Source organism: Polaromonas sp. YR568, from assembly GCF_943372955.1.
In the GTDB taxonomy this organism is placed as follows: domain Bacteria; phylum Pseudomonadota; class Gammaproteobacteria; order Burkholderiales; family Burkholderiaceae_C; genus Polaromonas.
The window spans coordinates 60374-77891 of the sequence record NZ_CALSAL010000001.1 but is presented as its reverse complement, the minus strand read 5'-3'; the positions used below and the strand labels follow the sequence as shown (position 1 = coordinate 77891).

The following is a 17518-nucleotide window of genomic DNA, read 5'->3' as shown; positions in this document are numbered from 1 at the left end:
TCAGCGTGCCCCGTGCGGCGCTTCAGTACCCCAGCATGTTGCTGCGCACGTGCACCAGATGCGCCATGCACAGCGACTTGGCCTGATCGGCATCGCGCTGCTTGAGCGCCGCTACCAGCGCCCGGTGCTCCTGCTGGTATTCCAGCCGACGCTCGGGCGTGGCGCTGCGGCGCTTGAGCATGCCCCACTCGGCTTCTGAGCGGGCCTGGTTCATCAGCTGAAACACGCTGGCCACAAACGTGTTGTGCGCCGCCTCGGCAATCACCTCGTGCAGCCGGCTGTCCCAGTGCTCGAAATCCTCCAGCGTGGTCGCCGCTTCAGCGCGGGTGCAGCACTCGTCCATTCGCACAAAATCTGCCGAGGTGGCGTTGCCAATCACCATGTCGATGATCGCCGGCTCCAGCACCAGACGCGCACTCATCAGGTCGGCGGGGCTGGTGGCGCTGCCTGCACTTCCAGCGCCGGTGTCTGGCAGCGTGCCGAGCAGTTCCGTGATGCGTTCGCTGACATAGGTACCACTACCCACCGTCTGTGTGATCAGCCCACGCGCCTTGAGCGCGGCCAGCACCCGGCGCACAGCCGAGCGGCTCAGTCCGCTCTCGGCACTGAAGTCACGTTCGGTCGGAATGCGGTGGCCCGCACGCCAGCGGCGTGACTTCAGGTTTTCCAGAATCGATTCCTGCAGGGCCAGGGCGTGGTCGGTGGTTCGCATGGGCTCAGAGGTGAACAGTTCAAGCCGGCCATCCAGAAGGAGGGCTGGGCCCCCAAAAGGCCGGCAGTTCAGACAAATTGGTTGTTATTGGTTCGACATTTTGCGTAGCAATGAGAGCTTTCTCCTCAGTGTTTTCCCGAGAATGCCCTTACTGACGCATTCAATTGGTTGATTATTGGGTGATTTTGGGTGAAATTACCAATTCTGCTTTTATCCCCACAAGGAATCACTTTGCGTCTCGCTACCTTTCAATGGAACGGACAACGCCATGTCGGTGTCGTCGCCGCCGATGGCCAGTCCGTGACACCGGTCCGGATGGACCCCCAACAAGCCCAGCGCGGCGTGCTCGCGCTGATCGGACCTGACGGCGATCTGGTGCTGCCAGATAGTGGTGGAGGCCGTGGCACCCCCCTGGCCATCAGCGATGTGCAACTGGAAGCACCCGTGCCCGTGCCCCGCCGCAATGTGTTCTGCGTGGGCCGCAACTACCACGCCCATGCCAAGGAACTGTCGGGCTCGGTCTTCAAGAACAACAACACCAACCCGGAAGCCTGGCCCATCGTCTTCACCAAGGTGCCTGAGTGTGTGGTCGGTCCCTCGGCCGATGTGACCCTGCCGGTCGGCGTGTCAGAGCAGATTGATTACGAATCGGAGCTGGCCGTGGTGATCGGCCGTGGTGGCCGCAACATCGCCCGCGACAAGGCCATGGGCCATGTGTTCGGCTACACCATCGTCAACGATGTCACGGCACGTGACGTGCAGATGCGCCACTCGCAGTGGGATCTGGGCAAGTCGTTCGACACCTTCTGCCCGATGGGTCCGTGGGTTGTCACCGCCGACGAACTCGATGGCACCAATACCCGCGTGCGCGGCTGGGTCAATGGCGAGCTGCGCCAGGATGCGCTGACCACCGACCTGATCTTTGATATTCCGACGTTGATTGAGACCTGCTCGCGCGGCATCACGCTCTACCCCGGCGACATCATTGCCACCGGCACGCCTGCTGGCGTGGGCATGGGTCTGAATCCGCCGCAGTACCTCAAGGCCGGCGACGTGGTCCGCATTGAAATTGATGGCATCGGCAGTATCGAGAACCGATTCGTTTGAATTCACTGCGTGACCTACAACCGAATACCCAAAATAAACAAAAGGAAAAAACAAGAATGAGCAATGTGACATGGACCGGCGGTGTTGAACACTGGACCCACAAGGACACCCCCGAAGGCAAGGTGAAACTCTTTCTCTGGGAGAAAAAAGCCTCGCCGAAAGTACCCAAACTCGGCACGATTTTCTTTGTGCATGGCTCGTCGATGGCATCGCAGCCGACGTTTGACCTCCATGTGCCGGGCCGCCCCTGGTCATCGGCCATGGACTGGTTCGCCGACAAGGGCTTCGACACCTGGACCATGGACAACGAGGGTTACGGCCGCTCGGACAAGGACCGCAACATCAACTTCGACATCAGCAACGGCGCCGATGACCTCGCCGCCGGCACCGAGTACGCGATGAAGGTCTCCGGCGCCACCTCGCTGCTGATGTACGGCATTTCGTCGGGCGCGCTGAAGGCCGGCCTCTTCACCGAGCGCCATCCGGAACGCATCGCCAAAGTGGCACTTGATGCTTTTGTATGGACTGGCAAAGGCAGCCACACGCTGGAGCAGCGCAAGAAAAAACTGCCGGAGTTTCTGGCCAAGAACCGCCGCCCCATTGACCGCCCCTTCGTGCACAGCATCTTCCAGCGCGACCATCCCGACACGGTGGAAACAGCCGTGGTCGAGGCCTTTGCAGACGCCATCCTGACGCTGGACGACTCCATGCCCACCGGCACCTATGTGGACATGTGCTCCAAGCTTCCTCTGTTGGACCCGAAAAAGCTGACGGTGCCCACCATCATCCTGCGCGGCGAGTACGACGGTATCGCCGGCATGGACGACCTGATTGACTACTTCAAGCTTCTGCCCAACATGAACAAGCAGTTCAGCGTGATGCGCGGCATTTCACATGCCAGCTTCCAGCAGAAGAACTACATGATGGTCTATCAAATCCTGCACAGTTTCTTCACCATGCCCGATCCTGTTTATAAAGGCTGAACCACCATGAAATTCATCTTTCGCTCCGTTCTTGTCGCCGCTGCCCTGTCACTGTCTTCGGCAGGCGCCTTCGCCCAGGCCTATCCCAACAAGCCGATCAAGCTGATCGTGCCCTTCGCACCTGGCGGTTTCACCGACGTCGTGGCCCGTATCCTGGGGCAGAAGCTGTCGGTCTCGCTGGGTCAACAGTTCGTGATCGAGAACAAGGCCGGCGCCGGCTCCACCATCGGCACCGACTTTGTGGCCAAAGCTGCACCTGATGGCTACACGCTGGTGATGGTGTCGACCACCCACGTCATCAGCCCCTGGATTTACAAGAACATCCCGTACGACCCGATCAAGGGCTTCACGGTGGTGACCAAGCTGGTCGACTCCCCTTACGTGCTGCTGGCCAACCCGAAAGTGCCGGCCAAGAACGTGCAGGAACTGATCGCACTGGCCAAGGCTGCACCTGACACGATTCACTACGCATCGTCTGGCAACGGCAGCTCCCAGCACCTGATGGGTGGCATGTTTGCGGCAATGACCGGGGCACCGCTTAAGCACGTGCCGTATCGCGGCAGCAGTGGCGCAGCCAACGACCTGGTTGCAGGCGTGGTGGAAACCAGTTTTGCCGGTGTGCCCAACGCACTCGCACAGGTGCCCCAGGGCCGCCTGAAAGCGCTGGCCGTGACGACTGCCAAGCGCATTCCGCAGCTGCCCGATGTGCCCACGATGCAGGAAGCCGGCGTGGCAGGTTACGAGGCTTCGGTCTGGCTGGCCTTGCTGGCACCGGCCGGCACGCCACGTGACATCGTGAACAAGCTCAACTCGGAAATCGCCAAGGTCATGGCCGAGCCCGATACCAAGAAAGCCCTGTATGACGCCGGTGTGGACCCCACACCTTCCACGCCTGAAGCCATGTCTGCCTACATGGTCAAGGAAATGGACCGCTGGGGCAAAGTGGTCAAGGAGATAGGCATCAAGGTTGAGTGATCTCCCGCCAGGAATAAAAAAAGCCGCTGCAGGTTAGAGCCTGCAGCGGCTTTTTTCTATGCTGTGACCGCCAAGGCAGTCAACTGTTGCTCAGGACAGATCAGTCACGCACAGGTTTGGAAAACTTGCCAGCTTTCTTGGCAGCATCGCGCGGCACAAACACCTTGCCGGCAGGCTTGGCTGGCCTGGCAAAAGCCGGCTTGCGGTCCGCAAAGTCAGGGCGCGGTGCAAAACCGTCGCGGTTGCCGAAGCCGCGGTCATCACGTGGTGCAAAGCCAGCGTTGCCGCCGCCGAAACCACGGTCGTCCTGACGGCGGGGACCGCGGTCATTGAAACCGGAACGGTCTGCGTACTGATGGCCTTGCGGTGCCGGAGGACGGCCCTGAAAAGACGCGCTGCGGTCATCACGGTTGCCGCCGAAGCCGCCACCCGCGCCACCGAATCGGTCGCCACCACCAAAGCCACCGGCCGGCTTGCGGCCTGCATAGCCACCACCGCCGCCGAAGCTGCGACCACCACGGTCATCACGTCCGCCGCCGAAGTTACCGCGAGGGCGATCTGAAGTCGGGGCAAAGCGCTGCTGCGGCTCGAGACCGGCAATCACGCTGGGCTTGAGGTTCTGCTGCATGTAGTGCTCGATGTCCTGGATCTTGCGGCGATCACGGAACTCGGCAATCGTGACGGCCGAGCCTTCACGACCAGCACGACCCGTGCGGCCAATGCGGTGCACATAGTCTTCCGATTTCATCGGCAGGCCGTAGTTGATCACGTGCGTGATGGTGGGTACGTCCAGACCGCGGGCGGCCACATCGGTGGCCACCAGCACCTGCACGCGGCCATCGCGGAACGCCATCAGGCGGCGGTTGCGCAGGCCCTGACCGAGCGCGCCATGCAGTGCCACGGCACTGAAGCCTTCCTGCACCAGATCGTTGGCCAGGCCGTCACATTCCACCTGGGTGCAGGCAAAAACAATCGCCTGGTTCATGGTGGTGTCGCGCAGCAGGTGATCGAGCAGCTTGCGCTTGTGGGTCATGTTGTCGGCCCACAGCAGCGACTGCGTGATCGAGGTGTGCTTTTCGTGCGGCGAGTCGATCTCGACGCGCTGCGGCGTGCGCATGACGCGCGTGGCCAGTTGCATGATGCGCGGCGCAAACGTGGCGCTGAACATCATGGTCTGCTTGCGCTCGATGGTGAGCTGGTTGACTTCGGTCAGGTCATCGGCAAAGCCGAGGTCCAGCATGCGGTCGGCTTCGTCCACCACGAGGAATTGCACCTGGTCCAGCTTGATCTGCATGCTGCGCTGCAGGTCCAGCAGACGGCCGGGCGTGGCCACCACGAGGTCGGCGTTCTGCAGCTTGGCGATCTGCAACTGGTAAGGAATGCCGCCCACCACGTTGGCGATGCGCAGGCCGCGGCAATGACGCACGAGGTCGATTGCGTCGGCGCAGACCTGCTGGGCCAGTTCGCGTGTGGGGCACAAAATCAGGGCACCAGGCGTGGCAGCCTTGAAGTTGCGCGGGCTGGTCGGGTCCTTGCGCTTGGGTTTTTTCAACGGTGGCTCGCCACGTGCAACGGCTTCGGCGCTCAGGCGCTCGAACTCGGCGCGCTCATGGCGCTCGGCTTCTTCCTGTTGCTTCAGCAGGGTGTGCAGCACAGGCAGCAGGAAGGCGGCGGTCTTGCCACTGCCGGTCTGGCTGGACACCAGCAAGTCAGTGAACTTCGCTTTGGGATCGGCCTTGACGTCGTGATCCAGGGCTTGCATGGCCTTGGGGATGGTCGCCATCTGCACGGCGGTCGGCTGGGTGAAACCCATGTCGGCCACGGCCTGCAGCAGTTCCTTGGCCAGGCCCAGCTTCACGAAGCCGTTCGGCTCTGCGATGACGGCATCAAGAGACGTCGGCGCTTCCGTCGAATCGGTCTCACCAGAAAAATCCGGTACGGCATGGAAAGACGCCTCAGCAGCGTCGGATGAAATGGTTTCGGGCAAAAAGTCGCCGCGAGTCTCAAAAGAATCGGTCATGTTTTTCTCACTGATCACCTGCGCGCGTCTCGGCCGGCTTAAAAGCCATCAAGCCAGAAAGACTGCAACAGGACAACTCAACCCTCCGCGTGGCGGAAGGCTTCGTTCGTGGTTAATAAAACATCAACCATCAAACGAATATGCGGTTCAGCTGGTAATTCAGCGTGAAGCGGTGACTCCGAAGGTGGAGTCCAAAAGTGTGAGGTAGATGTACAAATGCTGCGCACCCCTGTGCGTCTGCAAGCCCATGATTATGCCATGCTTTGCGGGTTTTCACCAAGCACTCATTTCACGGGACGGAAAGAAGAGCCCTCGGAGCCTTCCGACCAGCGGTTGGCGATCACTTCAGGAAGTGTTCGCGGTAGTGCTCCAGTTCGTCAATGGACTCGTGCACATCGGCCAGCGCCGTATGACTCTGGCGCTTCTTGAAGGCGCTGTAGACCTCCGGGCGCCAGCGCTTGGCCAGCTCCTTGAAGGTGCTCACATCGATGTTGCGGTAATGCAGGAAGGCTTCGAGGCGGGGCATGTACTTCACGAGAAAGCGGCGGTCCTGGCTGATGGTGTTGCCGCACAGCGGCGAAGCGCCTTTGGGCACGTACTGCGCCAGAAAGGCCAGCAACTGCGCCTCGGCCTCTTCCTCAGTCACGGTGCTCGCCTTGACCTTGTCGATGAGCCCACTGCGGCCGTGCGTGCCCTTGTTCCAGGCGTCCATCTGGTCCAGCAGTTCATCGCTCTGGTGGATGGCGATCACCGGGCCCTCAATGCGCGGCGTGAGTTGCGGCCCCGTCACAATGACGGCGATCTCGATCACACGCTCTTTTTCCGGGTCCAGCCCGGTCATTTCGCAGTCCAGCCACACGAGGTTCTGGTCGGATTTCTTCAGTACGGTTTCAATTTCAGGCATCTTGCGATTCTCGCCGATAGCCTAAACTTCACTTCATGCCCGACATGCCGCCCAACTACTCTCTTGCATTCACGCTGGTGTTTGCGAGCTTGATCGTCCTCGGACTGATCACCCGGTTCTACCTGGCCACCCGACAAATCCGCCACGTCGCACGCCACCGTGACGCGGTACCGGCGGCCTTTGCCGCCAACATCACGCTGCAAGCCCACCAGAAAGCGGCGGACTACACCATCGCCAAGACGCGCTTCGGCCTGCTGGAAACCGCGTTTGCATCGGCCGTATTGCTGGGCTGGACACTGCTGGGCGGCATTGACGCATTGAACGGCGCGATTGCCGAGTCAGGCATCGCCGCCTATGGCCCACTGCTTCCGCAGCTGGCGCTGCTGGCCGCTTTTGGCCTGATCAGCGGCCTGCTTGACCTGCCGACGGCGCTTTACAGCACCTTCCGAATTGAAGAGCGATTTGGTTTCAACAAGATGACGCTGCGGCTGTGGGTCACCGACCTGCTGAAATCCACCGCGGTGGGCGTGGTGATCGGCCTGCCCATCGTGGCGCTGATTCTCTGGCTGATGGGCAGTGCCGGCAGCCTGTGGTGGCTGTGGGCCTGGGGTGCCTGGATGGGTTTCAACCTGCTGGTGCTGGTGCTTTACCCGACGGTGATTGCACCGATGTTCAACCAGTTCAAGCCCCTTGACGACGAGGCGCTGAAGGCCCGTGTGACGGCGCTGATGACGCGCTGCGGCTTTGCCGCCAAGGGACTGTTCGTGATGGACGGCAGCAAGCGCTCTGCACACGCCAATGCCTACTTCACCGGCTTTGGTGCTGCCAAGCGAGTGGTGTTCTACGACACGCTCCTCAAGCAGCTCGACCCCGATGAAGTCGATGCGGTGCTGGCCCATGAACTCGGTCACTTCAAGCACAAGCACATCATCAAGCGCATCGTCGCCATGTTCGCCATGAGCCTGGCCGGCTTTGCCCTGCTGGGATGGCTCTCGTCACAGGTCTGGTTCTATACCGGCCTGGGTGTCACGCCGAGCCTTGCGGCCGCCTCGGGCGGGACCCCGAACGATGCACTGGCGCTGCTGCTGTTCATGCTGGTGGTGCCGCTGTTCAGCTTCTTTATCTCCCCGGTGTTCGCGCAGTTCTCCCGCAAGCACGAGTTTGAAGCCGACGCCTACGCCGTCTCGCAAACCGATGGCTCGGCGCTGCAAAGCGCGCTGCTCAAGCTCTACCAGGACAACGCCAGCACGCTGACGCCTGACCCGGTCTTCGTGAAGTTCTACTACTCCCACCCACCAGCTTCCGAACGGCTCGGCCGCATGCTGTCCTCTTCCCCTTCTTCCTCCTCAGCTTCCCCCGCCACCCCATGAGCAACCCTGTCCACCAGAACCGCCGCGCCCTCAGCGCGACCGAAATCGTCACCCAGCTGAGCAAGCTCAACGGCGAGCAGGCACTGGGCTGGCGCCTGATCGACGGCGCGTTGGAGAAGACCTTCCGCTTCAAGAACTATTACGAGACGATGGCCTTCGTCAACGCCATTGCCTTCATTGCCAATGCGGAAGACCACCACCCCGATCTGGCGGTGAGCTACAGCCAGTGCACCGTGCGGTTCAACACGCACGACGTCAAAGGTGTGTCGGTAAGCGACTTTTTCTGCGCGTCCAAGGTTGACGCGCTGCTGGCTTGAGCAAACCCGCTCGGCCCTCTGCAGCGCCCGTAGCGGGTACCCTGCCCGGTCTGGTGGTTGCCGGTTTCGGCCGGCACGTGCTGGTGGAAACGCCGTCCGGCGAACGCGTCATCTGCCACCCTCGCGGCAAGAAAAGCCAGGCGGTGGTGGGTGACCGGATCCGCTGGCTGCCTTCGGAGGACGAAGGGACGATTGAAAAAGTCGAGATACGCGACAACCTTTTTTATCGGCAAGACGAACTGCGCACCAAGTCGTTTGCAGCCAACCTCGATCAGGTGCTGATCCTGATGGCAGCCGAGCCAGAGTTCTCGGAAAGCCAGCTCACCCGCGCGCTGATTGCCGCCGAGGCGGAGCGCATCGCCCCCATCATCGCCCTGAACAAAAGCGACCTGACTGAGCCCTTTGCCCGCGCATGGGACCGTCTCGCACCCTATCGGCAGATGGGCTACCGCATGCTGAAACTGGCCATCAAGCCGAAAAGCCAGCCATCGACCGACATGGCTCAGCAGGCCCAGCACACCGAGCTGATGCAGTTGCTCCAGGGCAAAAAAACGCTGGTGCTAGGGCCCTCAGGCGCCGGCAAGAGCAGCCTCACCAATCTTCTGGTGCCCGAGGCCAAGGTCCTCACTGCCGAGATTTCGCAGGCACTCAACTCCGGTAAACACACCACCACCAGCACCACGCTGTACTGGCTGGATGCCGGTCGTACCACCGCGCTGATCGACTCACCGGGTTTTCAGGAGTTCGGTCTGCATCACATCGACCCGATGCAACTGGCGGGCTACATGCCGGACCTCAAAGCCCACGCGCAAGCCTGCAAGTTCTACAACTGCACGCATCTGCATGAGCCGGGTTGTGGGGTGATTACCAACGTGAACGCGGCGCCAGGCATCAGCGTCATCAGTGGTCATCGCTATCGCCTGTACGGCGAGTTGTTTGCCGAGCTGTCGCAGTCGCGGTACTGAGCCAGCGGTCCGCTCTGGTGCGCTATCCCAGCAAACGCGCCAAGGTCAGCAGCGCTAGCAGCACCATCCAGAGCACCACCGAACGCCAGACCAGCCCCACGATGCTGCGCAGATGCGCGACCTCGGGCTCACGACCGGGCGTGGTCTCGGTGACCGCCGGGCCATCCAGTGCGTTCAGGCCCTCCGCCTGAAAGGCCTGTGAGGCGTCGGGCGAGAAAGCCGGCTTCAGCACCTCACCACCGAGGCGCACGTTCACCGCGCCCGAAGTGGCCGCAAGGATGATGCCGTCGTTGTGGCTCTCTGCTGCCATTGGCTCAGCTACCTGCAGGCGCTGGGTGTAGTTGCGCCACGCGTCGATGGCATCCTCAAAGCTCCCGACCACGGCAAAACCCAGCGAGGTGACCCGTGCAGGTACAAAATCAATCATGCCCCAGGCCTGGCTGGCCACCTGCTGCAGTGCCGAACTGGCGCCCTCGCCGGCCGCCGCCGCAGACTGCCGCTTGTAGGCCCAGTAGCGCGACACAAACTCGCTCATGCGGTAAAAAACAGCGCCCGCAGGCCCCAGGCCCAGCGCCGCCAGTACCGAAAACCAGCCCAGCACGCCAAACACATGTCTGTGTGCGGCCAGTACCGAATACTCGATCACGTGACGGACGATCTCGCTGCGTGGCAACTCACTGGCATCGACCTGACGCCACTGGGCCAGCAGGTCGCGCGCGGTGGTTTCATCGCCATCGTCGAGGGCGTCACGGATGTCGGTGAAGTGGTGACTGAACTGCCGGAAGCCGAGGGTGACGTACAGGATTACCACGCTCCAGACAAATGCCAGCAAAGGGGTCACGGCCCAGAGCAGCCAGTGGATGGCCAGGGTCATCAGCGCCGGCACCACCACAGCCACCGTCCACGCGATCCAGCCGTGATGCGGCTTGCCAGCATCCAGACTGCGATTAGTCCAGCGCGCCCAGGCCCGAAAACCCGCATGAACCCAGTTGCCCCGGGCCAACGGTCGGGCCTGTTCCACCAGAAGCGCAAACAGCACTGCTAAAAAACTCATGGTTAATGATACTGCCCTGGATCAATAGGCCCCCACGGTCGCTCACTTCGTGTAGCTCCCTGGACGTGCCCACGCCTGAGGCGTGAGCTCTTCCTCCCGTCCAAACCTGCGCAGGCAGGTTTGGAGCCGCAGTCGTCAGCCCCTCGGGGGCCGTCCGCCTGCGGCCCGGCAAAGCCGGTTCCGCGGCTCCGCTGGCTTTTAAGACTCCACAAAGACCGCTGTGGCTGGTCTTCACCAGCAGGCGCCGCGGGACTGGCTCCGCCAGACCGCAGGCGCCGCCCCCTTGAGGGGGGAACAGCCTACACGCAGTGAGGCTGGACGGGGGTGTTTATCTATGCACTGAGGAAGCGATAGAGATTGCGCAGCATACCCGCCGTAGCGCCCCAGATATAGCGCTCGCGAGACTCTGCGTCCTCGCCGCCCGGGGTAGGCTCCAGATAAGGCATCGACAGCCATTGCCTCAGCACGCCATCGAACTCCACCTCGTGGCGGCGATGGTGAGCAGGGTTCATCAGGTACCACAAGGGCACCTCGAACACATCGGCCACCTCACCGGGGTTGGGCTGCAACTTGAACCCCGGCTCCACCAGCGCCACCACCGGCGTGATGATGAACGCTGTGCCCGTGACGTAAGTCGGCAACGTGCCCAGCACTTCTACATGCGCGGCAGGAAGGCCGATCTCTTCGCGCGCCTCACGCAAGGCGGTGTCGATAGCATCACGGTCGGCATCGTCCGTGCGGCCGCCCGGTAGTGCGATCTGGCCCGAATGGGTGGAGAGGTTGGTGGTGCGCTCGGTGAGCAGCAAGGTGAGTTCGTCACGCATGACCAGCGGCAACAGCACGGCCGCCAGTGCAGGCGTGCGGTCGGTGAACTTCTTTTCCACGCTGTGCTCAGGCGTCCAGACCGGGGGGTGGCGAAAGCGGTCACGAAGAGCCTGCGGCTGCAGCCGGTCGGCCGTGACGCCTTCCAAGTGGGCATCGGTGCCCAGCACGGGGATGCTGCGCGGATCGAATTTGGGCAGGGGTTTGGAAACGTTCATCAGTCCTCCAGATTAGCAGGCATCCCGTGACCGGAGTGGATCGGAGCAGACATGAAAAAGCCGCCTCGAGGGCGGCTTTCAGGGAACGCGCAAGTGGGCTCAGGCTGCCTTGGCGCCCAGCTTTTCCTTGATACGTGCCGACTTACCGCTGCGGCTGCGCAGGTAGTACAGCTTGGCGCGGCGCACATCACCACGGCGCTTGACTTCGATGCCGGCAATCAGCGGGCTGTAGACCTGGAACGTACGCTCCACGCCTTCGCCATTCGAAATCTTGCGCACGATGAAGCTGGAATTGAGGCCGCGATTGCGCTTGGCAATCACCACGCCTTCAAATGCCTGCACGCGCTTGCGGTTACCTTCAACCACGTTCACGCTCACGATGACGGTGTCACCAGGTGCGTACACGGGGATGGTCTTGTTGAGACGGGCAATTTCTTCCTGCTCAAGGGTCTGGATCAGATTCATGGTTGTTTCCATTTCACTTTTTCGTTCATTCACGCGCTACGCTAAAGACCGCAATTCCAGGGACTTCCGGGGAAGTCGCTCATGGTCGCAGTGGCCGCCAGAGGATCGAAAAGCCTTTGATTATAGCAATTCGGGCACTTGCCGGGCAAATCAGCCCGGGATTTGGGGCAAGCCCGCCAGAAAAGCCTCGTCCTGTGCGGTCAAAACACCACGGCTGCGCGCTTGTTGCACCAGTTCGGGGCGCCTTGACTGGGTAAAAGCCAGCCGTTGCTCACGCCGCCAGCGTTCAATGTGCGCATGGTTGCCGGACATCAGCACCGGTGGAACCACATGCCCGCGCCAGGCCTCGGGGCGGGTGTAGTGCGGGCAGTCCAGCAGTCCGTCGAGCGCGGGATTGAAGCTGTCCATCTGGTGGCTGCCTTCGTCGTTCAGTACACCGGGCTGCAGTCGGGCCACAGCGTCCAGCAGCGCCATCGCGGCAATTTCGCCACCTGACAACACGAAATCACCCAGACTGATCTGCACGTCGACATGGTTATCAATGAATCGCTGGTCCAGCCCCTCGTAGCGGCCGCAGATCAGCACCGCACCGCCACTTGCCGACCAGCGCTCCACCGCAGCATGGCTCAGCACCTCGCCCACGGGGGAAAAAAGCACGGTTGGCGCCGGCTCGGAGCCCGCCCCGGCACGCTCAGCGCGCGCGGCGTCCAGACACAGGGCCAGCGGCTCGGCCATCATCACCATGCCAGGCCCGCCGCCGAAGGGGCGGTCATCCACGCGGCGGTAGCTGCCATCGGCAAAATCACGCGGGTTCCACAGCTTGACCTCGACCTGACCCGACTCATAGGCGCGGCGCGTCACGCCGCACAGCAAAAACGGCGCAAACAGTTCAGGGAAGAGGGTGATGACGTCAAAGCGCATGGTGGAACCGCAATTTAGCACTGGCTTTGCAAAGCACTGCGTGCCCAGCACGCACGACGCCCGAATGCAGTGTCAGTAATCAGGCTGCCAATCGACGGTGATGCGCCGGGCCGGCAGATCAACGTTGTCGACGTAGACCGAAACAAACGGAATCATGCGCTCGGCAGCTGCGCTGGAGCCGTCTTCGCGGATCACGCTGTACTCCACACACAGCACCGACTGCGGGCCGGTGGTCATCAGATCGCGCACGGTGCCCAGAACCACGCCTTCGCGGTTGACCACATCGAGGCCAATCAGGTCGACCCAGTAGTACTCGTCTTTGGAAGCGGCCGGGAAAGCACTGCGCGGCAGGAAAATGCGCGTCCCGCGAATCGCTTCGGCGACGTTGCGGTCGTCCATGCCAGCAAACTTGGCGACGACGGAATCGGAATGGGTTTTGACCTCCTCCACCTGCACGGACTGTGTGCCGGAGAAAGCCGAAAAGCCGGGCCTGAATTTGGCTTCAGGCGCCTCCAGAAACCAGAAGGGGGCGGTGAACAGGGCAGCCGGGTCGGTGCTGTGGGGCAGGATTTTCACCCACCCTTTCACTCCCCATGCGTCCAGGACGCGTCCGACTTCAATCGCATCGTGCGGCAGGCTTGAGGGGCTCAAACCCGCCGACGACTTGAGGCCGGACGACATCAGGACTTCAGGCTGCCTGGCGCTCAGGCGGCCTTGGCGGCGCCTTGCTTGACGAGGCGCTCGACGGTCGGCGAAGGCTGGGCGCCCACACCGATCCAGTGGGTCAGACGGTCTTGCGCAATGCGCAGGCCTTCTTCGCCACCTTTGGCGATCGGGTTGTAAAAACCGATGCGTTCGATGAAACGGCCATCGCGGCGAACACGTTTGTCAGCCACAACGATATTGAAAAAAGGACGGTGCTTGGAACCGCCGCGGGAGAGTCGAATGACGACCATGATTTATCCTTCGGGTGGGGGGACAGCCTATCAAATAGCCCTGAAGGCCTTGGAGACACGAACCCCGGAATGTTCTGCAGCGCTTGAGACACACGACATGGCCACCCGGCCAGCGAATTGCTGCAAAGCCTGAGATTATAGCCCGGCGGTGCGTTTTTCCACAAAATCGGACTGTCCCCGCCGTACGGACCCCCACAAACAACCCTCGCGAACCTCACCATGCCTCTGATACGCCCCAGCCAGGACCAGGATATCCCGGCCGTCACCGCCATTTACGCCCACCACGTCCTGAATGGCACCGGTACGTTTGAAACCGAGCCCCCCAGCGCAGCCGACATGACCAACCGGCGCGCCGACGTGCTGGCCAAAGGCTTGCCCTACCTGGTGGTGGAGCAAGACGGCGAGGTCATTGGTTTCGCCTATGCGAACTGGTTCAAGCCGCGGCCCGCCTACCGTTTTTCGGTGGAAGACTCGATCTACATGGCGCCCGGCCTGCACCGCAAGGGCCTCGGGCGCGCCCTGCTGGCAGAGCTGTTGGCGCGGCTGGAAGCGGCGGGCATCCGCAAGGCCATGGCGGTCATCGGCGACTCGGCCAATGCCGGCTCGATCGGTGTTCACCGCTCACTGGGCTTTACCGAGGTCGGCACGGTCAAGTCCTGCGGATGGAAGTTCGGCGCCTGGCGCGACATTGTCATCATGGAAAAAACCCTCGGCGCGGGGGATGCCAGCCCCCCTGAACAAGCGGGTTAATGCGCCAAGGTTTGATAATCAGGCGATGACATCCCCATCCACCCTGCCACTTGCCCCGGCGCACGCTGCCATCAAAAACAAGACGGTCACCACATGGCTGGCTTTCATTGGCGGTCAACTCGGCCTTCACCGCTTTTACCTGTTCGGCATGCGCGATGTGTGGGCCTGGTTGCACCCCGTGGCCGCCGCACTGGGCTGGTGGGGCGTGATTCGTGTGCGCACCTACGGCCAGGACGACCAGTTGGCCTGGCTGCTGGTTCCCCTGCTGGGCTTTACGGTCGCAGCAGCAGCACTGACGGCCATTGTTTACGGGCTGACCTCGGCGGAGAAATGGAACGCGCGTTACAACCCCGGCCACCCCGACTCGCGCGCTGGCCATACCAACTGGCTGACCATCGGTGCCGTGGTGTTCGCCCTGCTGTTCGGCACCATTTCAATGATGTCCAGCATTGTGTTCAGCTTCCAGCGCTACTTTGAATACCAGGTGGAAGAAGCACGCAAGATCAGCCAGTGATGGAGTCAACAGGTCGAGCGCCGGCAGGCCGAGGAATTGGTCACGAAATTCGTCAGAAATGCGTCAGTTGCAAGTCTCAACGCGCGCGCTTGCCAAAAAGGCTACGCATAAATACCAAGTGCAAGCGTTGGTTTAATGGGTCGTAATACAGTCAGTCTCGCCTATGTCGGCATGACATGCTGGCGCGGGTTCGTCAACACATGCATCAACACTGTTGAAACCCGTCGCCATATTCAAAGGAACTGACAACATGAAAACCAACCGCAGAACATTCGTCGTGCACACCCTCACCGGCGCTGGCGCCCTTTCCGCCATGAGCCTGGCGGGCGTCGCTCACGCACAACCCATGTTGGCCGAAGCCGATGCACAGGCTGCAGCCCTGGGTTACAAGGCTGACGCCACCAAAGTCGACAAGGCCAAGTTCCCCAAGTACGCCGCTGGCCAGCTGTGCAACAACTGCGCGCTCTATCAGGGCAAGGTCACTGACGCCGCTGCAGGCTGCCCGCTGTTCGCAGGCAAGCAGGTCGCCGGCAAAGGCTGGTGCAGCGCCTACGCCAAGAAGGCCTGAGGCCACGGCTGCGCAGGGGCTGGCGTCACAACGCCGGCGCCTGCATGAAGGCGCTTACAAAAAGGGCTGTGCATCGTGCACAGCCCTTTTTTCTTGTGTTCCGCTGATGTTCCGCTGATCGCTGACTGGTCAGAACAGGTAAAGACTGAACCAGTAGGCGACGGCAGCGACAAACGCGGAGGCGGGGATGGTGAAAATCCAGGCCCAGACAATGTTGCCCGCCACGCCCCAGCGAACCGCAGATGCGCGCTGCGTGGATCCGACCCCCACAATCGCGCCAGTGATGGTGTGCGTGGTAGACACTGGAATGCCCAGTGCGGTGGCGAGGAACAGCGTCAGCGCCCCGCCCGTTTCGGCACAAAAGCCACCCACGGGCTTGAGCTTGGTGATTTTCTGACCCATGGTTTTCACGATTCGCCAGCCTCCAAACAGGGTGCCAGCCGCGATGGCCACATAACAAACCACGATGACCCACGATGGCGGCAAGGGGTCTGAAGCCGCCGTGTAGCCGGTAGCGATCAACAGCATCCAGATGATGCCGATGGTCTTCTGGGCATCGTTGCCGCCATGCCCCAGACTGTAGGCACCGGCAGACACCAGCTGAAGGCGCCGGAACCAGCGATCGACCTTTGAAGGGGTGGCACGCCGGCAGACCCATGACACCCCCACCATCATCAGCGAGCCCAGCAGGAAGCCGAGCGTCGGGGAAACGAAGATAAAGGCCACGGTTTTCATGACACCGCCGGCGAGCAGGGCCTGGGTGCCGGACTTGGCGATCACGGCGCCAACGATGCCACCAATCAGCGCATGCGAAGAGCTGCTCGGAATGCCGTAATACCAGGTGACCAGGTTCCAGGTGATGGCACCGACCAGCGCGCCGAACACCACGTGGATGTCCACCACACCAGGCTGCACGATGCCTTTGCCCACGGTGGCCGCCACACTCAGATGAAAAACGAAGATCGCAATCAGGTTGAAAAAGGCCGCAAACATCACGGCCTGCCCCGGCTTGAGCACCCCGGTGGAGACCACCGTGGCAATGGAGTTGGCCGCATCATGAAAGCCATTCATGAAGTCGAAGGCAATCGCCAGGATCACCAGCAACACCACAATCCACAGCGCTGCCTGCATTGTTTCCATCGCGTTCAGCCCAGGATCAGGAGTTCTCGAGGACGATGCCCTCGATCAGATTGGCCACATCCTCACATTTGTCAGTGATGGTTTCGAGCAGTTCGTAAACAGCCTTGAGCTTGATCACCTCACGCACATCGGGTTCCTCGCGGAACAAGCGGCTCATGGCAGAGCGCATGACCCGGTCGGCGTCCGACTCCAGCTTGTCGATCTCCTCGCAGGTCTTCAGCGCCGCTTCGGCCGTGGCGGGGTCGCTGACCTTGCCAATCAACCCCACAGCATCCTTGAGGCGCTCGCAGCATTTCACGCTCAGATCCGTGAGGCGCGTGATTTCTTCCGTCATGTGGCGCACGTCATAGAGCGCCATCGTTTCCGCCGAGTCCTGAATCAGGTCGGCCACATCGTCCATGGTGTTGATCAGCGAGTGAATGTGCTCGCGATCAATCGGCGTGATGAAGGTCTTGTGCAGCATGCGGTTGACCTCCTGCGTGATGCGGTCCGCCGCGCGCTCGGCGTTGTCAACCTCACGGTTGAACGCCTCGCGTTTTTCCACATCGCTGTAGTTGGCCACCATGTTGGAGAAGGCCCGCGCAGCCTCGACGATCCGGTCAGCATGCTGATTGAACAGCTCGAAAAAATTGCCTTCGCGGGGCAACAACTTGCCAAACAGCATGGAATCTCCTGAAATTTGTCTGAAATATGACAATTTAATGACAGGCGGGAGTTTAACCGTGCCCCAGCACGCGCTGCACCATCACCGCCGCCA

20 protein-coding genes are annotated in these 17518 nt (G+C 61.5%); 9 read left to right on the top strand and 11 right to left on the bottom strand.

The window, feature by feature from the left end:
* Positions 1-22: 22 nt before the first annotated feature.
* On the bottom strand, positions 23-712 hold the full coding sequence (locus AAG793_RS00375) for an FCD domain-containing protein (RefSeq protein ID WP_341902521.1): 690 nt from the start codon (positions 710-712) through the stop codon (positions 23-25).
* A 231-nt stretch (positions 713-943) separates the two neighbouring features.
* Between AAG793_RS00375 and AAG793_RS00370 the strand changes: the two genes are divergently transcribed.
* Genes AAG793_RS00370 through AAG793_RS00360 form a run of 3 tightly spaced genes read left to right on the top strand, consistent with a single transcriptional unit; the run spans position 944 to position 3777 of the window.
* Positions 944-1819, top strand: coding sequence for a fumarylacetoacetate hydrolase family protein (locus AAG793_RS00370; protein WP_341902518.1), 876 nt, complete (start codon positions 944-946; stop codon positions 1817-1819).
* Between the two features lie 56 nt (positions 1820-1875).
* Entirely contained in the window at positions 1876-2802 is a 927-nt protein-coding gene (locus AAG793_RS00365) for an alpha/beta hydrolase (protein ID WP_341902515.1), read from the top strand.
* Positions 2803-2808: 6 nt separating this feature from the next.
* Entirely contained in the window at positions 2809-3777 is a 969-nt protein-coding gene (locus AAG793_RS00360) for a tripartite tricarboxylate transporter substrate binding protein (protein WP_341902513.1), read from the top strand.
* A 100-nt stretch (positions 3778-3877) separates the two neighbouring features.
* On the opposite strand, the gene AAG793_RS00355 is transcribed toward AAG793_RS00360, so the two are convergent.
* Together AAG793_RS00355 and orn are read right to left on the bottom strand one after the other, a co-directional pair.
* Positions 3878-5797 (bottom strand): DEAD/DEAH box helicase, encoded by a 1920-nt coding sequence (locus tag AAG793_RS00355; protein WP_341902510.1) that lies wholly within the window; start codon positions 5795-5797, stop codon positions 3878-3880.
* Between the two features lie 340 nt (positions 5798-6137).
* Positions 6138-6701, bottom strand: a complete 564-nt coding sequence (gene orn, locus AAG793_RS00350) for an oligoribonuclease (RefSeq protein WP_341902507.1) — start codon at positions 6699-6701, stop codon at positions 6138-6140.
* 35 nt (positions 6702-6736) lie between these two features.
* On the opposite strand from orn, the gene AAG793_RS00345 reads away from it, so the two are divergent.
* The 3 genes from AAG793_RS00345 to rsgA are packed head-to-tail and all read left to right on the top strand — an operon-like array spanning position 6737 to position 9353.
* Positions 6737-8071 (top strand): M48 family metallopeptidase, encoded by a 1335-nt coding sequence (locus AAG793_RS00345; RefSeq protein WP_341902505.1) that lies wholly within the window; start codon positions 6737-6739, stop codon positions 8069-8071.
* Positions 8068-8388 carry a 4a-hydroxytetrahydrobiopterin dehydratase gene (locus AAG793_RS00340; protein WP_341902502.1) on the top strand — a complete coding sequence of 107 codons (321 nt, stop codon included), beginning with the start codon at positions 8068-8070 and terminating at the stop codon, positions 8386-8388. The genes AAG793_RS00345 and AAG793_RS00340 overlap by 4 nt, the downstream gene beginning before the upstream one ends.
* Entirely contained in the window at positions 8385-9353 is a 969-nt protein-coding gene (gene rsgA / locus AAG793_RS00335; RefSeq protein ID WP_341902499.1) for a ribosome small subunit-dependent GTPase A, read from the top strand. The genes AAG793_RS00340 and rsgA overlap by 4 nt, the downstream gene beginning before the upstream one ends.
* A 22-nt stretch (positions 9354-9375) precedes the next feature.
* On the opposite strand, the gene AAG793_RS00330 is transcribed toward rsgA, so the two are convergent.
* From AAG793_RS00330 to rpsP, 6 genes are all read right to left on the bottom strand, one after another.
* Entirely contained in the window at positions 9376-10407 is a 1032-nt protein-coding gene (locus AAG793_RS00330) for a CobD/CbiB family protein (protein WP_341902494.1), read from the bottom strand.
* 332 nt (positions 10408-10739) lie between these two features.
* Positions 10740-11447, bottom strand: coding sequence for a CoA pyrophosphatase (locus tag AAG793_RS00325; RefSeq protein ID WP_341902490.1), 708 nt, complete (start codon positions 11445-11447; stop codon positions 10740-10742).
* A 99-nt stretch (positions 11448-11546) separates the two neighbouring features.
* A complete protein-coding gene (gene rplS / locus AAG793_RS00320; RefSeq protein ID WP_341902487.1) occupies positions 11547-11912 on the bottom strand; it encodes a 50S ribosomal protein L19 in 366 nt (121 codons plus the stop codon).
* Between the two features lie 150 nt (positions 11913-12062).
* On the bottom strand, positions 12063-12833 hold the full coding sequence (gene trmD, locus AAG793_RS00315) for a tRNA (guanosine(37)-N1)-methyltransferase TrmD (RefSeq protein ID WP_341902483.1): 771 nt from the start codon (positions 12831-12833) through the stop codon (positions 12063-12065).
* Between the two features lie 72 nt (positions 12834-12905).
* Positions 12906-13514 carry a ribosome maturation factor RimM gene (rimM, locus tag AAG793_RS00310; RefSeq protein WP_341902480.1) on the bottom strand — a complete coding sequence of 203 codons (609 nt, stop codon included), beginning with the start codon at positions 13512-13514 and terminating at the stop codon, positions 12906-12908.
* Positions 13515-13537: 23 nt separating this feature from the next.
* Positions 13538-13789: a 30S ribosomal protein S16 gene (gene rpsP / locus AAG793_RS00305; RefSeq protein ID WP_341902478.1), complete on the bottom strand. Its 252-nt coding sequence runs from the start codon at positions 13787-13789 to the stop codon at positions 13538-13540.
* Between the two features lie 219 nt (positions 13790-14008).
* Here rpsP and AAG793_RS00300 point away from each other — a divergent pair, with 219 nt between their 5' ends.
* The 3 genes from AAG793_RS00300 (at position 14009) to AAG793_RS00290 (ending at position 15621) form a co-directional block, all read left to right on the top strand.
* Positions 14009-14539 (top strand): N-acetyltransferase family protein, encoded by a 531-nt coding sequence (locus tag AAG793_RS00300; RefSeq protein WP_341902473.1) that lies wholly within the window; start codon positions 14009-14011, stop codon positions 14537-14539.
* Between the two features lie 70 nt (positions 14540-14609).
* Positions 14610-15053, top strand: coding sequence for a hypothetical protein (locus AAG793_RS00295; protein WP_341905306.1), 444 nt, complete (start codon positions 14610-14612; stop codon positions 15051-15053).
* Positions 15054-15303: 250 nt separating this feature from the next.
* A complete protein-coding gene (locus tag AAG793_RS00290) occupies positions 15304-15621 on the top strand; it encodes a high-potential iron-sulfur protein (protein WP_341902470.1) in 318 nt (105 codons plus the stop codon).
* Between the two features lie 129 nt (positions 15622-15750).
* On the opposite strand, the gene AAG793_RS00285 is transcribed toward AAG793_RS00290, so the two are convergent.
* Positions 15751-16761, bottom strand: a complete 1011-nt coding sequence (locus AAG793_RS00285; RefSeq protein ID WP_341902467.1) for an inorganic phosphate transporter — start codon at positions 16759-16761, stop codon at positions 15751-15753.
* A 16-nt stretch (positions 16762-16777) separates the two neighbouring features.
* The gene (locus tag AAG793_RS00280; protein ID WP_341902463.1) at positions 16778-17425 is read right to left on the bottom strand and encodes a DUF47 domain-containing protein; all 648 of its coding nucleotides are present in this window, start codon (positions 17423-17425) and stop codon (positions 16778-16780) included.
* Positions 17426-17518 lie beyond the last annotated feature (93 nt).

What these genes read in the sequence shown, in the direction of transcription:
- AAG793_RS00375 (WP_341902521.1), bottom strand. Translation starts at nt 712, where the DNA reads ATGCGAACCACCGACCACGCCCTGGCCCTGCAGGAATCGATTCTGGAA.
- AAG793_RS00365 (WP_341902515.1), top strand. Translation starts at nt 1,876, where the DNA reads ATGAGCAATGTGACATGGACCGGCGGTGTTGAACACTGGACCCACAAG.
- AAG793_RS00360 (WP_341902513.1), top strand. Translation starts at nt 2,809, where the DNA reads ATGAAATTCATCTTTCGCTCCGTTCTTGTCGCCGCTGCCCTGTCACTG.
- AAG793_RS00355 (WP_341902510.1), bottom strand. Translation starts at nt 5,797, where the DNA reads ATGACCGATTCTTTTGAGACTCGCGGCGACTTTTTGCCCGAAACCATT.
- orn (WP_341902507.1), bottom strand. Translation starts at nt 6,701, where the DNA reads ATGCCTGAAATTGAAACCGTACTGAAGAAATCCGACCAGAACCTCGTG.
- AAG793_RS00345 (WP_341902505.1), top strand. Translation starts at nt 6,737, where the DNA reads ATGCCCGACATGCCGCCCAACTACTCTCTTGCATTCACGCTGGTGTTT.
- AAG793_RS00340 (WP_341902502.1), top strand. Translation starts at nt 8,068, where the DNA reads ATGAGCAACCCTGTCCACCAGAACCGCCGCGCCCTCAGCGCGACCGAA.
- AAG793_RS00330 (WP_341902494.1), bottom strand. Translation starts at nt 10,407, where the DNA reads ATGAGTTTTTTAGCAGTGCTGTTTGCGCTTCTGGTGGAACAGGCCCGA.
- AAG793_RS00325 (WP_341902490.1), bottom strand. Translation starts at nt 11,447, where the DNA reads ATGAACGTTTCCAAACCCCTGCCCAAATTCGATCCGCGCAGCATCCCC.
- rplS (WP_341902487.1), bottom strand. Translation starts at nt 11,912, where the DNA reads ATGAATCTGATCCAGACCCTTGAGCAGGAAGAAATTGCCCGTCTCAAC.
- trmD (WP_341902483.1), bottom strand. Translation starts at nt 12,833, where the DNA reads ATGCGCTTTGACGTCATCACCCTCTTCCCTGAACTGTTTGCGCCGTTT.
- rimM (WP_341902480.1), bottom strand. Translation starts at nt 13,514, where the DNA reads ATGTCGTCCGGCCTCAAGTCGTCGGCGGGTTTGAGCCCCTCAAGCCTG.
- rpsP (WP_341902478.1), bottom strand. Translation starts at nt 13,789, where the DNA reads ATGGTCGTCATTCGACTCTCCCGCGGCGGTTCCAAGCACCGTCCTTTT.
- AAG793_RS00300 (WP_341902473.1), top strand. Translation starts at nt 14,009, where the DNA reads ATGCCTCTGATACGCCCCAGCCAGGACCAGGATATCCCGGCCGTCACC.
- AAG793_RS00290 (WP_341902470.1), top strand. Translation starts at nt 15,304, where the DNA reads ATGAAAACCAACCGCAGAACATTCGTCGTGCACACCCTCACCGGCGCT.
- AAG793_RS00285 (WP_341902467.1), bottom strand. Translation starts at nt 16,761, where the DNA reads ATGGAAACAATGCAGGCAGCGCTGTGGATTGTGGTGTTGCTGGTGATC.
- AAG793_RS00280 (WP_341902463.1), bottom strand. Translation starts at nt 17,425, where the DNA reads ATGCTGTTTGGCAAGTTGTTGCCCCGCGAAGGCAATTTTTTCGAGCTG.